Annotated in this window: 10 protein-coding genes; 8 read left to right on the forward strand and 2 right to left on the reverse strand. The window is 42.5% G+C overall.

The window, feature by feature from the left end; translation table 11 throughout:
* Positions 1-618: 618 nt before the first annotated feature.
* The 3 genes from K6V30_RS06220 (at position 619) to K6V30_RS06230 (ending at position 5,998) form a co-directional block, all read left to right on the forward strand.
* Positions 619-3,516, forward strand: coding sequence for a glutaminase family protein (locus K6V30_RS06220; protein ID WP_055269165.1), 2,898 nt, complete (start codon positions 619-621; stop codon positions 3,514-3,516).
* An 84-nt stretch (positions 3,517-3,600) separates the two neighbouring features.
* Complete coding sequence (locus tag K6V30_RS06225; RefSeq protein ID WP_022301384.1) at positions 3,601-4,242, forward strand: hypothetical protein; 642 nt, start codon at positions 3,601-3,603, stop codon at positions 4,240-4,242.
* 541 nt (positions 4,243-4,783) lie between these two features.
* Positions 4,784-5,998, forward strand: a complete 1,215-nt coding sequence (locus K6V30_RS06230; protein WP_055269049.1) for an ATP-binding protein — start codon at positions 4,784-4,786, stop codon at positions 5,996-5,998.
* Between the two features lie 12 nt (positions 5,999-6,010).
* Here K6V30_RS06230 and K6V30_RS06235 read toward each other — a convergent pair whose 3' ends face one another.
* Complete coding sequence (locus K6V30_RS06235; RefSeq protein ID WP_055269050.1) at positions 6,011-7,078, reverse strand: M20 family metallo-hydrolase; 1,068 nt, start codon at positions 7,076-7,078, stop codon at positions 6,011-6,013.
* Between the two features lie 109 nt (positions 7,079-7,187).
* On the opposite strand from K6V30_RS06235, the gene K6V30_RS06240 reads away from it, so the two are divergent.
* The gene (locus K6V30_RS06240; RefSeq protein WP_010536257.1) at positions 7,188-8,993 is read left to right on the forward strand and encodes an AMP-dependent synthetase/ligase; all 1,806 of its coding nucleotides are present in this window, start codon (positions 7,188-7,190) and stop codon (positions 8,991-8,993) included.
* Between the two features lie 100 nt (positions 8,994-9,093).
* Here the strand turns inward: K6V30_RS06240 and K6V30_RS06245 are convergent, their stop codons facing one another.
* The gene (locus tag K6V30_RS06245) at positions 9,094-12,012 is read right to left on the reverse strand and encodes a M16 family metallopeptidase (RefSeq protein ID WP_022301382.1); all 2,919 of its coding nucleotides are present in this window, start codon (positions 12,010-12,012) and stop codon (positions 9,094-9,096) included.
* A 105-nt stretch (positions 12,013-12,117) separates the two neighbouring features.
* On the opposite strand from K6V30_RS06245, the gene prfB reads away from it, so the two are divergent.
* The 4 genes from prfB to K6V30_RS06260 all read left to right on the forward strand — a co-directional run bounded on the left by prfB (position 12,118) and on the right by K6V30_RS06260 (position 15,229).
* Positions 12,118-13,234 (forward strand): peptide chain release factor 2 gene (gene prfB / locus K6V30_RS06250; RefSeq protein ID WP_162533273.1). Its coding sequence is split into 2 segments (ribosomal slippage): positions 12,118-12,180 and positions 12,182-13,234, totalling 1,116 coding nucleotides; the frame shifts between segments, so codons are not numbered across the junction.
* An 83-nt stretch (positions 13,235-13,317) separates the two neighbouring features.
* The gene (locus tag K6V30_RS25185; RefSeq protein ID WP_010536260.1) at positions 13,318-13,452 is read left to right on the forward strand and encodes a hypothetical protein; all 135 of its coding nucleotides are present in this window, start codon (positions 13,318-13,320) and stop codon (positions 13,450-13,452) included.
* A gap of 234 nt (positions 13,453-13,686) precedes the next feature.
* Positions 13,687-14,739: a porin gene (locus K6V30_RS06255; RefSeq protein WP_022301379.1), complete on the forward strand. Its 1,053-nt coding sequence runs from the start codon at positions 13,687-13,689 to the stop codon at positions 14,737-14,739.
* Between the two features lie 22 nt (positions 14,740-14,761).
* Entirely contained in the window at positions 14,762-15,229 is a 468-nt protein-coding gene (locus K6V30_RS06260) for a CYTH domain-containing protein (RefSeq protein ID WP_010536262.1), read from the forward strand.
* The last annotated feature ends 18 nt before the right edge of the window (positions 15,230-15,247 follow it).

Raw genomic sequence — 15,247 nt, forward strand, 5'->3', positions numbered from 1 at the left:
ATTTGGGATCCTTTGGAGAAACATTATGATTTAATGAAGATAGTGATTGGTTGGCTGATTGCTTTGTTTGTATTTAATTATTTCTTTCGGCATAGTAAAATAGAGAAGATAGGATACGCTATATCTGTAACGCTTCTTGCTCTAGCTTATTTTGTTATTCCAATATAAGTTGCGTTTGTGAAGTATTGCTTAATGAATGCGGAGAAGATGATAAGCTACTAAGAAACAACCAGCTTATCCAAGAGGAATAAGCTGGTTGTTATTACATACTACAGATTGTCAAGTAGAAGTACATCAAACAAGATATTTTATATGTGTATAATAGATTTATAGATGCTATGTTAGTGGATAGAGAGTCAATATCTGTAGCGTAAAATTTGATTATAAAGGCAAATCTCTAATCAAAAAGGACTGTCAGCAGTACTTGAATTGCTACATGATGGTAGAATAGTAAAAGGAGCTTTGTTGTTTAAGGTATTCTATCGTGTCTTTTTATAGGTGATAAAACTAAAAGACTCTCTTGTGTAAGAGTAAAATAAGATTGTAAAAGAGATTACTGTAAGAGGAAATCCTGTAACTATTGAAAGTATTGTGTAGTTAATAATGATTATTTGGAAAATGAGAATTTATAAAACACTAATGAATAAAGCATTCATTTGCCTGCTAATAACGGTATTGGCAGCTTGCAAAAGCACTCCTTACTCTGATGAAACTACAAAAAGTGACCTTCGTGCGCCTGCTTATCCGTTATTAACCTTGCATCCGCATATGAAACTTTGGTCTATGACGGATGAACTGAACAAACAGAATATGACTTTTGGCGGCAGCACACAACTTCCTTTTGTTGGCTTCTTACGGGTAGACGGTGCTATGTATCGTTTTATGGGTAATAAAGAACTGCCGATGCAAGCCATCGCTCCGATGGCGCTTGATCACGAAAAGTGGGAAGGAAAGTTCACTTCATTAGTACCTGATGAAGGATGGGAGCAGCCGGACTTTGATGATAAGTACTGGCAATTGTCAGAAGGGGCATTTGGTACGCCTGGTATGTGGGAAGCAAGAACACAATGGACTTCTTCTAATATTTGGGTACGAAGAGAGGTTGAAGTTGATCCGTATCTTTTGGAACATAAGAAGATCTATTTGCGCTATTCTCATGATGATGTATTCCAATTGTACATTAATGGGAAGCAATTGGTAAATACCGGATATGACTGGGGAGCAAACTTTAAAGTGGAAGTTCCGGACTCTATTCTGCAAACAATGAAAAGTGGAAAAGCGTTGATTGCCGCTCATTGTGAGAATCGTGTGGGAGGAGGATTGGTAGACTTCGGACTCTTTGCCGAGGAACCGGCTATGCCTGTGGAAAGGGTAGCTCCCATCTCTTATGAAAAAGAGTGGACGGGGAGATATACCATGGAGCAACCTCAGGAAAATTGGGAAGCCAAAGAGTTTGACGATTCAACATGGACAGAAGGACAGGCAGCCTTCGGTACGGATGATCAGCGGAATGTGAATACTCCCTGGTTCTCACCTAATATATGGGTGAGACGCGAATTGACATTCGACCCGGCATTGGCGAAAAACAAGCAACTGTATTTGCGCTATTCACATGATGATGTATTTCAATTGTATGTGAATGGAATGCAGTTGGTCAGCACGGGATATGAATGGAAAAGTGATCTTAGGGTGAATATTCCGGATTCCATAGCGGAAACAATGAAAGATGGGAAAGCCGTGATTGCTGCTCATTGCGAAAACCGTATGGGAGGTGCATTGGTTGATTTCGGACTATATGCAGAATTGAAAGAAGCTGAACAAACGTCTGTTGATGTGCAGGCAACCCAGACACATTATACGTTTGAATGTGGGGATGTGGAACTGAAACTTAGCTTTACTGCTCCTTACCTGTTGGATGATCTGGAGACGCTTGCCCGTCCCGTCAATTATATCTCTTATCAGGCTAAGGCGTTGGATGGTAAGGAGCATGATGTTGCTGTCTATTTTGAGATAGATCCACATAAGGCATTTCGTGCCGGACAGTCTACCCAAATGTATGAAAAGGATGGACTGTCTCTTATGAAGACAGGACAAGAGAATCAGAAATTGTGGGTAGATCAAGAAAAAGGCGGACGATCGTGGGGATATTTCTATTTGGGAACAAAGGATGATGTAACCTGTGCACAGGGAGATGCAGCCGAAATGAGGGCATATTTTATGAAAGAGGGAGATCTGAAACAGATGAGAAAGTCTGCCGAAAAACGATATGCCGCCTTTGCACAGAAACTGGATGTGGATGGTGATTTTCCGCAGCATCTCACTGCTGCTTTCGACGGACTGTATACAATGGCTTATTTTGGAGAGGATCTGAGACCTTATTGGAATAAAGATGGAAAAACAAGCATAGAAGATTTGTATGCGGACGCGGAGGAGGACTATAAAGAAGTGATGGCAAAATGTTATGCATTTGACCGTCAATTGATGGCAGATGCTTACCTCGCCGGAGGAAAAGAATATGCCGAACTTTGTGCTTTAGCTTATCGTCAGTCTGTTTCCGCTTTCCAAATGTCTGAAGATTCGGAAGGTGAGTTACTTTATTTTACTCCACAGGTGGGGCCTGTGGATGAGTATTATCCGGCTTCGCCACTTTATCTCCGTTATAATCCTGATTTGGTAAAAGCGATGCTTAATCCATTTTTCTACTACAGTGAAAGCGGAAAATGGGGAAAGCCGTTTCCTCCGCATGACTTAGGCGGATATCCTGCTGTAAACGGACAGACGATAGGCGGTGATATGCCTGTGGAAGAAGCAGGAAACGGCTTGATAATGACTGCTGCTATTGCTAAAATGGAGAAGAATGCTTCGTATGCGGAGAAACATTGGAAGACATTGACTCAATGGGCTGAGTATTTATTGGAAAATGGAACAGATACCGGTGATCAGCTTACTACGGATAATTTCGCAGGAAACTGTCCCCATCATACTAACTTGTCTGCAAAAGGTATTTTAGGTATTGCAGCATACGCACGTCTGGCGGAAATGTTGAACAAGAAAGAAGAAGCGGAGAAGTATATGGATGCTGCCCATGAGATGACGAAAGAATGGGAAAAGGCTGCTTATGCAGGTGATCATTATCGCTTGGCTTTTGATCAGCCGGATAGTTGGGGGATGAAGTATAATCTGATATGGGACAGGCTGCTTGGCTTGAATCTTTTCCCAGAGAGAGTCATTCAGAAAGAGACGGATTTCTATCTTACTAAAATGAATGAATTTGGATGTCCGTTGGATAGCAGACATAGTTACGCGAAAGTGGATTGGACAGTATGGTCTGCTTCGTTGAGTGCTGACCGTATGCGATTCCGTAAACTTATGTTGCCGCTTTATAAGTTTATGAATGAGACGACAGATCGCACACCAATGGCTGATTTGATAAATACGGATGGGAAAACCATAGTAGGATTTACGGGGCGTACTGTAGTAGGTGCATATTTTATCAGGTTGTTGGAAAAGGAATAATTAGAATCTTGATGTCTTTTAGAAGGTATATTAGGAGCAATATGATATAGTTGATTTATTATTTTAAATAAAAACATTATGAATATGAAAAGTTTATTTTATTTAGTTGTTACTATGGTAGTAATGATTGCATGTACAAATGAAGAGTTTGATGCTAATTCAGAAGTTAAGAAGGAAGAAGTTAAAACAAAGATTGCATCATTAGCTGAAAAATATGATGTAAACGTCGATTTTTTTGAGATTAATCCTTCAGAAAAAACTGAAAATGAGATGTCATTAGAAGAAATAGAAGAATTGTTTCGTGATATAAAACAACTTAGAGAACACCCTGTTGAATTAAAGATGTATAAGGATAAAGAAGAAAATGGCTGTATGTTTTATTCTACTAAAGAGCAGAAACCTAGTGTGCCGCTTGCTAAAACACGTAGTGAAATTTATTCATTCAGTGATTGGATTTGGAATCTTACATGGTTTAGTGTAACTTTGATCGAAGATAATAAAAATGTAACAGTAATGACAGATATAACAGGATTATCAATTTATACGTATTCTCAATCTTATGCGAGTGGCTATGTATCAGGAAATGCTATATCATTTAATAGTACGGGGAAAATTAAGGCAACTATAACTCAGGTTGTTGGCTTTAACCTTTCTTATGTTATTAATTCTTCAGGGACATACGATAAGAGTGCGGGAAAGGGAAGTGTTACAGTTTCTGCATATTAATGATTATTGAAAATAAAAATTATGATTATGTCTCCAATGTTTTTTGAAATTGCTTATGTTTTGATTTTGTTGATTGGGATATTGGTAGTGTTGAAAAGTCATCAACTTACTAAACCATATAAATATCTATGGGTCATTTTGGTTTTGTTATTTAATCTGTTAGGCATAATTGCCTTTTTGATATGGAAACAGTATCTTAACAAAACGAGCAATAGTGGATCGCACGGAAATGTCTGATTTGATGTATAATATGAATCGGGTAAACTTTTTTTCTCTATGTTCTTTGTAAATCCGGGATGGATTGAATAGACCATTGAAACTGGTTGTTTTTCTTTGATTTAGCTACCATTATTATGATGGTGGCTAAATTTTTTAACCTGGATAAAGATACAGAAGGAGTTTTTCTTTGCATAAATGCCATTCTTGTTTCCGTCTATAACCATAAAAGATGTTCGAAATCGGAAGTTTTTAGGGGTATAACCCTAAAAACTTCCGATTAATTATTTATATTTGTGTCTATAACCCTAAAAACTTCGGATGTATGATTAATCGTGAACTTTATATGGAGCAAATCACTCCTTTTATTGATAAACCATTTGTGAAAGTGATCACTGGTATCCGTCGTTGTGGCAAGTCTGTCGTGTTGCGTTTAATCCGTGAGGAACTTTTACGAAGGGGAGTATCTGAAGATCATATTATTTATATGAACTTTGAAAGCTTTGAGTGGATGGATGTGAAGGAGGCGAAGGCACTGTATACTTATATTCGGGAAGTTACGAAAGTTTCGGGAAAATATTATATTCTTCTGGATGAGATTCAGGAAGTTACAGATTGGGAGAAGGCGGTAAATGCATTCTTGGTAGACTTGGATGCTGACATTTATGTGACTGGTTCCAATTCACGTTTACTGTCTTCTGAGTTCTCCACATATTTAGCAGGAAGATATGTTGCTTTTCATATAATGACTTTGTCTTTTAGGGAATATCTGTTATTCCATAATGTTCCTTTGGCAATTTCTGCATCCGACCGTAAAGCGGAATTTCTGAAATACCTTCGCATGGGAGGATTTCCGGCTATTCATACAGCAAACTATGATTATAACGCTATTTACAAAATAGTGTATGATATTTATTCTTCTGTCATTCTGCGTGATACTGTGCAGCGACATGGAATCCGTAATGTAGAAATGCTCGAAAGGATAGTAAAGTTTGTTTTTGATAATATCGGGAATAAATTGAATGCCAAGAATATTGCCGACTATTTTAAAAGTCAGCAACGAAAAGTGGATATCAATACGATTTACAATTATTTGGATGCTTTAAATAATGCTTTTGTGATACAGCGTATTCCACGTTATGATATCAAAGGTAAAGAAATATTGCAAACTAATGAAAAGTATTTTGTAAGTGATCTTTCGCTCATCTATTCCGTAATGGGATATCGGGATAGATTAATAGGGGGAATGCTTGAAAATCTGGTCTGTATGGAATTGAAACGTCGTGGATACGAAGTATACGTAGGCAAGCAGGATGAAAAAGAAGTTGATTTTGTAGCCATTAGGCGTGAAGAAAAAGTTTATATACAGGTTACTTATCAACTAGGTTCACAAGCAACCATTGATCGTGAATTTGCACCCTTGCTGGCAATTGATGATCATTATCCCAAATATGTGGTTAGTATGGATGAATTGTGGCAGGATAACATTGAGGGGGTTAAACACCGTCACATAGCAGACTTCCTACTCGACGAGTGGTGAAACCAAGACGGACTAGAGTTCTAGCCCGTCTAATAATTCTAAATAAAGTCCGATAGCCTCTTCTATCTCTTTCAGCATAATATACTCCTCGGCTGTATGTGAGCGTGAAGAACGTCCCGGACCGATCTTTACCGACGCAAAGGACATTAATGCCTGGTCAGATAAAGTCGGGGAGCCGAAAGGAACGCGTCCCATTTTCACTGCTTTCTGTACGAACGGATGTTTTTCGTCAATCCGTGAAGAGTTGAGGCGGAACGAACGGGCTTTCGCATCGCAGGAAATATGTTTCTTGATTTCAGCAAACAGATCTTCGTTAGAGTAAAGTTCGTTGCTTCGGATATCAACAACAAACGTACATTTATCGGGAACCACATTGTGCTGAGTGCCTGCATTGATGACCGTAACGCTCATTTTTACCGGTCCGAGCAAGGGCGATTCCTTCTCGAAACGATAATCGCGGAACCAGGCGATGTCATCCAATACTTTATAAATGGCATTATCTCCTTCATTGCGTGCAGCGTGTCCGGCTTTGCCTGTCGCAGTTACATCCAATACCATCAATCCCTTTTCGGCAATGGCAGGCTGCATTTCTGTTGGTTCGCCTACAATGGCAAAAGAGACAGGAGGCAAGCCCGGCAATACACTTTCAATTCCGTCCTTGCCCGAAACTTCTTCTTCGCAGGAAGCCAGATAGATGAGATTGTAATTTTGAGAAGTGCGACATAGTTGCAGGAACACCTGTAAGAGCGAAACAACACTGGCTCCGGCATCGTTACTGCCCAGTCCGTACAATTTTCCGTTTTCCTCGCGGGGCGTGAAAGGGTCTTTGCGCCAGCCGTTTACAGGTTTCACCGTGTCGATATGAGAATTGAGAAGGATGGTCGGCTTTTTAAGATCGAACATAGGGCTGAGGCACCAGACATTGTTTCCCTTGCGTCCGGTTTGCATCCCTTCGGCTTCGATATAATTTTGCAGGAAATCAGCTGCTTGCGTCTCTTCCCGACTGATGGACGGAATGCTGATTAGTGATTTCAACAGGCTTACAGCTTCGGCTGTCATGGTTGGAATATCGTATTTCATATACAAACTTGTTAATTTAGAGCTTAATATTTGCACAAAGATACTCGTTTTGCGCAATAGTTTCAAATAAAACTAATACCTTTGTACCATATTTATCAATACAAAGAGTATGACTTATCATCATTTATCTGTCTTGGTCCATCGTCAGGCTGAAAAGTATGGCGACAAGGTAGCCTTGAAATACCGCGACTACGAGACAGCACAATGGATTCCAATAACCTGGAATCAATTCTCCGGAACTGTACGGCAGGCTGCTAATGCTTTCGTAGCACTAGGAGTGGAGGAACAAGAGAATATCGGTATTTTTTCACAGAATAAGCCTGAATGGTTCTATGTCGATTTCGGTGCATTTGCCAATCGCGGGGTTACTATTCCGTTCTATGCAACGAGTTCGCCCGCACAGGCACAATACATTATCAACGATGCGCAAATCCGATATCTTTTTGTTGGCGAACAGTATCAGTATGATTCTGCATTCAGCATCTTCGGCTTTTGCTCTTCGTTGCAACAACTGATTATTTTCGACCGTTCGGTAGTAAAGGACCCGCGTGATGTCTCTTCCATCTATTTTGATGAGTTTATGGCAATGGGCGAAGGGTTGCCGCATAATGAGGTGGTAGAAGAACGTACCGCACGTGCTTCTTACGATGATCTGGCTAACATCCTTTATACTTCCGGTACGACGGGGGAACCTAAAGGTGTGATGCTGCACCATTCTTGCTATCTGGAGCAATTCCATACGCATGACGAACGCCTGACGACAATGACCGACAAGGATGTTTCTATGAACTTCCTCCCGTTGACACATGTGTTCGAGAAAGCATGGAGCTATCTCTGTATTCACAAGGGAGTGCAGATATGTATCAATCTCCGTCCGGCAGATATTCAGACTACCATTAAAGAAATCCGTCCGACACTGATGTGCAGCGTTCCCCGTTTCTGGGAGAAGGTATACGCCGGTGTACAGGAAAAGATCAGTGAAACGACAGGATTGAAGAAGGCATTGATGCTGGATGCGATTAAGGTCGGCAGAATCCATAATCTGGATTATCTCCGTCAGGGAAAGACTCCTCCGGTGATGAACCAGCTTAAATATAAGTTCTACGAAAAGACCATTTATTCTTTGCTGAAGAAGACGATCGGCATCGAGAATGGTAACTTCTTCCCGACAGCAGGTGCTGCCGTGCCCGATGAAATCAATGAATTTGTTCATTCTGTAGGAATCAATATGGTGGTCGGCTATGGACTGACAGAGTCTACGGCTACAGTGTCATGTACTTTGCCGGTAGGGTATGACATCGGTTCGGTAGGGGTGGTATTACCGGGACTGGAAGTGAAGATTAATGAAGATAATGAAATTCTGCTTCGTGGAAAAAGCATCACCAAAGGATATTATAAGAAAGCGGAAGCTACGGCTGCCGCTATTGATGCTGACGGCTGGTTCCATACGGGAGATGCCGGTTATTTCAAGAACGGACAGCTTTTCCTTACAGAACGTATCAAGGACTTGTTCAAGACATCTAACGGAAAGTATATTGCCCCGCAGGCGCTGGAAACCAAACTGGTTATTGACCGCTATATCGATCAGATCGCTATTATCGCAGATCAGCGCAAGTTCGTTTCTGCCTTGATTGTGCCGGTGTACGGGTTTGTCAAGGACTATGCGAAGGAGAAAGGCATTGAATACAAAGATATGGCTGACTTGCTGCAGCATCCTAAAATTATCGGTTTGTTCCGTGCCCGGATAGAGACCTTGCAGCAACAGTTCGCTCATTACGAACAGATCAAACGTTTTACATTGCTTCCCGAACCTTTCAGTATGGAACGTGGAGAGTTGACGAATACGTTGAAGTTGAAACGATCAGTGGTTGCTGAGAATTACAAGGAACTGATCGAGAAGATGTACGAAGAGTAACGACAGATGATCAATGATAAACGGTGAACAGGCCGCATTCCGCAGGCTGTTCACCGTTTCTTTTTTATGTATCGGCCGGCCGATACAAGTACATCGTTTTTCAGTAACCGAAGATTTGTTGCTGAGTAAGTTCTTCAATCGGACCTACTGCCTTCAGCTTGTTCATATCAAGGTCTTTCTTATCTCCTAAGATACAGTATACATACGTGCGTCCTTTCACCCATTCCTTCTGAAAATCAACGATATCTTTCAATGTCATCGTCTGCACGTCATTGTAGAGTTTGATGCGAGGGTCTACATTCTGTCCCAGATCCTGTGCATTGATGTAAGTCCAGATAATATCGCTTTTGATAATGCGGTCGGTACGCATACGGTTGATCAGTCCTTCTTTGGCCAGTTTGAAGGCTGCTTCGGACTCCGGCATATTATTGATAATATCGTTAAACGTATTGACAGCATCAATCATCTTGTCATTTTGCGTTGCAATCTGGGTACGTATCGTGTATGGATACTTCAGATAGTTTGGCGGCAACATGCCGGCCCATGCGGAATAAGCCAGTCCGCGTGTCTCACGCATTTCCTGGAAGACGATAGAATTCATGCCGCCTCCGAAATATTCATTATATAATTCGCGGGTAGGTTCGATAGCCGGATCATATTTCTTATCGAGATTGGAAATTTGCGCCATGTATATCTGCTTGGCTTCATAAGGAGCTATCAGTACTTTGGTTGTCGGAGTTTCAAGATAAGGATATTCGTTTCCTGCAGGAATATCTTTCAGAGCAGCCGGTACCTGGTGATATTGGTCGATGGTGGCCAACAGGTCTTTGCTGCTGCTAGGCCCGTAATACAGGATGCGGTGTTTGTAGTTGTTCTGATTATGAATCCGGTCTACCAGTTCCTGTGGATTCATGCTGATGAGTTCGGCTTCTGTCAGCACGTTGGTGGCAGGAGACTGCGGACCGTACATTGCGTAGTTCATCAGGCGGGAGAAGTTCTTTCCCTGGTTCAGTTTGGCATCTGTACGAGCTTTCAGAATATCTTCGACCAGATTTTCGTAAGCTTCCTTGTTCACTTGTGCGTCTGCAAGTAATTTTTCGAATAGCTGCATAGCGGCAGGCATATTCTCATTCAGGCCGGAGAGTACTACATAAGTACGTTCGTTGCCCGGGGAAACGTAGAAAGTACAAGCCAGACGATAAAACTCGCTTTTCAGTTCTTCCGGTGTCATGTCAGAAGTCCCCAGATATTCGAGGTAGTCGAAAGCAGTTCCCAGTGCCTTGTCGTTGTTATTGCCCATATCGAATACGTAGATGAGCTGGAAGAGGTCGTTGGCAACGTTCTGCTTGTAAAGTACCGGAATATCGGACTTGGCGGTCAGCTGGCTCATATCCTTCTTGAAGTCAAGAAATACGGGTTCGATTGGTTTTACTACACTCTCCTGTATAGAGGTAAGGAAAGGACTTGTCACATCCCGGTTGGACACGATAGGAGTAATTTCCGGTTTCGTCATTTTCTTCTCGTTCGGGTCTTTGCCTTGCTTCTTATAGATCACAGCATAATTATCTTCCTTCAGATATTGGTTGGCAAATGCTGCGATATCCTCTTTGGTCAGTTTGGCCATGCGGTCGATGGCGGTTACTTCGTCTTCCCAGTTTGTGCCGTCAATGAAGGAGTTGACAAACATATCGGCACGTCCTTCATTGCTTTCCATGCTTTGCAGTTCGTTGAGCTTGAAGTTGTTGATGTTGGCTTGCAGCATCTTTTCGTCAAATTCTCCGGTACGGAGTTTCTTGATTTCACTCAGCAACAGGTCTTTCACTTCCTCCAGTGTCTGTCCCTGCTTGGGCTGTCCGCCTAGTATCAGTGCCGAATAATCAGCCAGTCCCATCGGATAGCCGTAGCTGTTCAGTACTTTCTGCTGCTGGTTCAGATTCAGGTCGATGAGTCCTGCCTGCCCGTTGTACAATACCTGTGAGACAACTTGCAGGATTTCAAAGTCTTTGCTGGATGCACCGGGGAATCTCCATGCCAATGCTACGCTTTCGGCATCCGGACCTAACACTTCTTTCACGATGGGTGCTGTGATAGGATCTTCTTTCGGCAAGTCCAGTTTCGGAAGTTCCGGATTAGGCTTTAAGCTACCGAAATACTTGTCGATCATGGCAATTGTTTCATCCGGGTCCAAATCTCCTGACATACAGATTGCCATGTTGTTGGGAACATACCATTGTTTATAGTAGTTCTTGATATTGGTGATAGAAGGGTTCTTCAGGTTCTCTTGCGTTCCCAGTACGGTCTGTGTGCCGTAAGGATGTTTGGGGAAGAGTGAGGAGAAGATAGCCTCCTGTACTTTACTGTTATCCCGGGTGAGAGACATGTTTTTTTCTTCGTACACTGCTTCCAGCTCTGTGTGGAAACCGCGTATGACGTTATTCTCGAAGCGGTCTGCCTGAATCTTAGCCCAGTTTTCTATCTGATTGGAAGGGATATCTTCCTGATAGACAGTTTGGTCATACCACGTATAGGCATTGCTGCCGGTAGAGCCGATAGCAGCCATCAGTTTGTCATATTCGTTAGGAATAGCGTATTTGGACGCTTCGTAAGAAAGGCTGTCGATGGTGTGGTAGATTGCCTTGCGTTCCGCTTCATCCGTTGTTTTGCGGTATATCTCAAACTGTTGTTCTATCTGGTCCAATAGCGGCTTTTCTGTGGCATAATCCTGTGTGCCGTATTTGTCCGTACCCTTGAACATCAAGTGCTCAAAATAGTGTGCAAGTCCGGTCGTTTCTGCCGGGTCGTTCTTTCCGCCCACCCGTACGGCAATGAATGTCTGAATGCGCGGGGTCTCCTTGTTAACTGTGAGATAAACTTTTAATCCGTTGTCCAGTGTGTAGATGCGGGCTTTTAGCGGGTCATTAGGCACTGTCTCGTAGCTATACTTCTGTGGTGAGCTACAACTGCAGATCACTAATGCGAGGAAAAGTGATAAGCATGAAAGTTTCAGTAGTTTGTTCATAATGTGACAACATTTTAGTGACAGAAACAAAGGTAGCGGAATTTTTCTTACCTTTGCACCGAAAATAGAAATTTGTAAATTGTAAATGATAAAATTGTAAATCACATGATTACTATTGAACAACTTAAAGACGTGAAAGAGCGCACTGATGCGCTGAGGAGGTATCTTTGACATCGACGGGAAGAAAATTCAAGTCGAAGAAGAACAATTAAGAACTCAGGCACCGGGATTCTGGGATGACCAGAAGAAGGCAGAAGCCCAGATGAAACTGGTGAAAGACCTGCAAAAGTGGATTGATGACTATAACGAAGTCAAGACGCTGGCAGATGAACTGGAACTGTCATTTGATTTTTATAAAGAAGAATTAGTGACCGAGGGAGATGTGGACGCGGCTTATGCGAAAGCCAGTGAAGCGGTAGAAGCACTCGAACTCAAGAATATGCTGCGTGATGAGGCCGACCAGATGGCATGTGTGTTGAAAATCAACTCCGGTGCAGGTGGTACAGAAAGTCAGGACTGGGCATCAATGCTGATGCGTATGTATCTGCGCTATGCCGAAACGAACGGTTATAAGGCTACTATCGCCAACCTTCAGGAAGGGGATGAGGCAGGAATCAAAACCTGTACCATCAATATTGAAGGAGATTTTGCTTACGGTTATCTGAAAGGAGAGAACGGCGTTCACCGCCTGGTACGTGTTTCTCCGTACAATGCGCAGGGAAAACGCATGACTTCGTTTGCTTCCGTGTTCGTCACTCCGCTGGTGGACGACAGTATCGAAGTGAATATCTTGCCCGCCTGCATTTCATGGGATACATTCCGAAGCGGTGGTGCCGGTGGTCAGAACGTCAATAAGGTGGAATCCGGCGTTCGTCTGCGCTATCAGTACAAAGACCCTTATACGGGAGAAGAAGAGGAAATCCTTATCGAGAATACCGAGACTCGTGACCAGCCGAAGAACCGCGAGAATGCAATGCGTCAGTTGCGCTCTATCTTGTATGATAAAGAATTGCAGCATCGCATGGCGGAACAGGCGAAAGTAGAAGCCGGTAAGAAGAAAATCGAATGGGGATCGCAGATACGTAGTTATGTATTTGATGACCGTCGTGTGAAAGACCATCGTACCAACTATCAGACTTCGGACGTGAACGGAGTGATGGATGGCAAGATAGATGATTTCATCAAAGCTTATCTGATGGAATTTTCATCGCAGGAATCATAAAAACAAAAATTAGCGAGTGTTATTTTTGGAAAGTTAAAAGATTTGTTTTTACTTTGTTAGCGTTGAACTTTAAAGCTAGCATTATGGGTAAAAGTAAGAGAAAAGTAGCACATAGTAAGAAAGAGGAGGAACAGGCCCAGCGGGTAGTCAAGATAGTATTTGTTTCACTGATTATTCTGGCACTGATTATGCTGATCGCATATTCCTTTTTCGGCTGATTGATTCACCACAGGTTACGCAGTTTTGCATGGATGGAGACAGTAAACGTTGATCTCTCGACGGTGAATGTCCATGCTGACCAGGGTAGTCCGTGGTGAATTCTTTTTTTGTAATACCTTTGTCATTCGCGTAACAGTATTGTAATCTTTCTGTAATTTCACTGTATTTCTATTGTAATCTCTCCGTATTCTGCACGTCGTACCTTTGCCGCGAATTAAGTAGCAAGTAACCGAATGAGTAGAATCACAACAACCGTCGCTATCTTTTTACTGGCGACAGCAGCCTATGGACAGGCCAAAGAAGATGCCGGGGATGGCAAACAACTGAATAAGCAGACTATGGAACTGAAAGATTATCTGCCCGAAATTCATGGAACGATCCGGGGGAAATATGAGTTCCAGACAGAAACAAATGAAAGTCGTTTTGAAGTGCGCAATGCCCGTTTCAGTGTTTCGGGAAATGTACATCCTATCGTTGCTTATAAGGCGGAAATCGACTTGTCCGATGAAGGCTCCATCAAGATGCTCGATGCGTATACCCGTGTGTTTCCTGTCAAAAACCTGAATTTTACGCTTGGTCAGATGCGTGTGCCTTTCACGATAGACGCCCATCGTTCGCCTCATCAGCAGTATTTTGCCAATCGTTCGTTTATAGCCAAGCAGGTGGGCAATGTGCGTGATGTCGGTTTCACCGGTTGCTATACGCAAAAGGAAGGTTTTCCTTTTATCCTTGAAGGAGGGTTGTTCAATGGTTCCGGACTGACCAATCAGAAGGAGTGGCATAAGACCCTGAATTATTCGATAAAAGCCCAGTTGCTGCCTAATAAAAACTGGAATCTGACTCTCAGCACCCAAATGATAAAGCCGGAGCATACACGTATTAATATGTATGATGCAGGTATCTACTATCAGAATCGTAATTTCCATGTCGAAGCGGAGTATTTGTATAAGATGTATGGACACGAAGCATTTAAGAATGTTCATGCGGTCAACAGCTTTGTGAATTACGACTTGCCGTTGAAGAAAGTATTCAATAAGGTTTCTTTTCTGGCCCGTTATGATATGATGACGGATCATAGCAATGGTCTGGCGGATAGCGAGACAGGCGCTCTGAAGATAAACGACTATGCCCGTCATCGGGTGACAGGAGGTATCACGCTGAGCCTTTCCAAAGCCTTTATTGCCGATCTCCGGTTGAATTTCGAAAAGTACTTCTATAAGAAATCCGGTGTTCCCAAAGAGTCGGAGCGAGATAAAATCGTCATTGAGTTTATGACGAGATTCTGATTTTTATGTTTACTTTTGTGCCATGGCACAAGAAATAGAACGTAAATTTTTAGTTACCGGTGATTTCAAACCCTTTGCATTTGCCCAAAGCCGAATAGTGCAGGGATATATATGCAGCGCCCGCGGACGGACGGTGCGGGTACGTATTCGTGACGATAAAGGTTATCTCACGATCAAAGGGGCCTCTAATGCATCGGGAACCAGCCGTTATGAATGGGAAAAGGAACTTCCCCTGTCGGAAGCCGAGGAACTGATGAAGCTTTGCGAACCGGGCATGATTGATAAAACCCGTTATCTGGTTCGTTGTGGCAATCATGTTTTCGAGATTGATGAGTTCTATGGCGAGAACGAAGGGCTTATTGTGGCCGAAGTGGAGCTGGAGTCAGAAGATGAGGCTTTTGTGAAACCGGAGTTTATCGGTGAGGAAGTAACCGGAGATATACGCTACTATAACTCTCATTTGATGAAAAAGCCGTATCAAACGTGGTGAATGTTAACAAATAAGCCG

The organism is Bacteroides faecis (genome assembly GCF_020091505.1).
GTDB classification, from domain to species: domain Bacteria; phylum Bacteroidota; class Bacteroidia; order Bacteroidales; family Bacteroidaceae; genus Bacteroides; species Bacteroides faecis.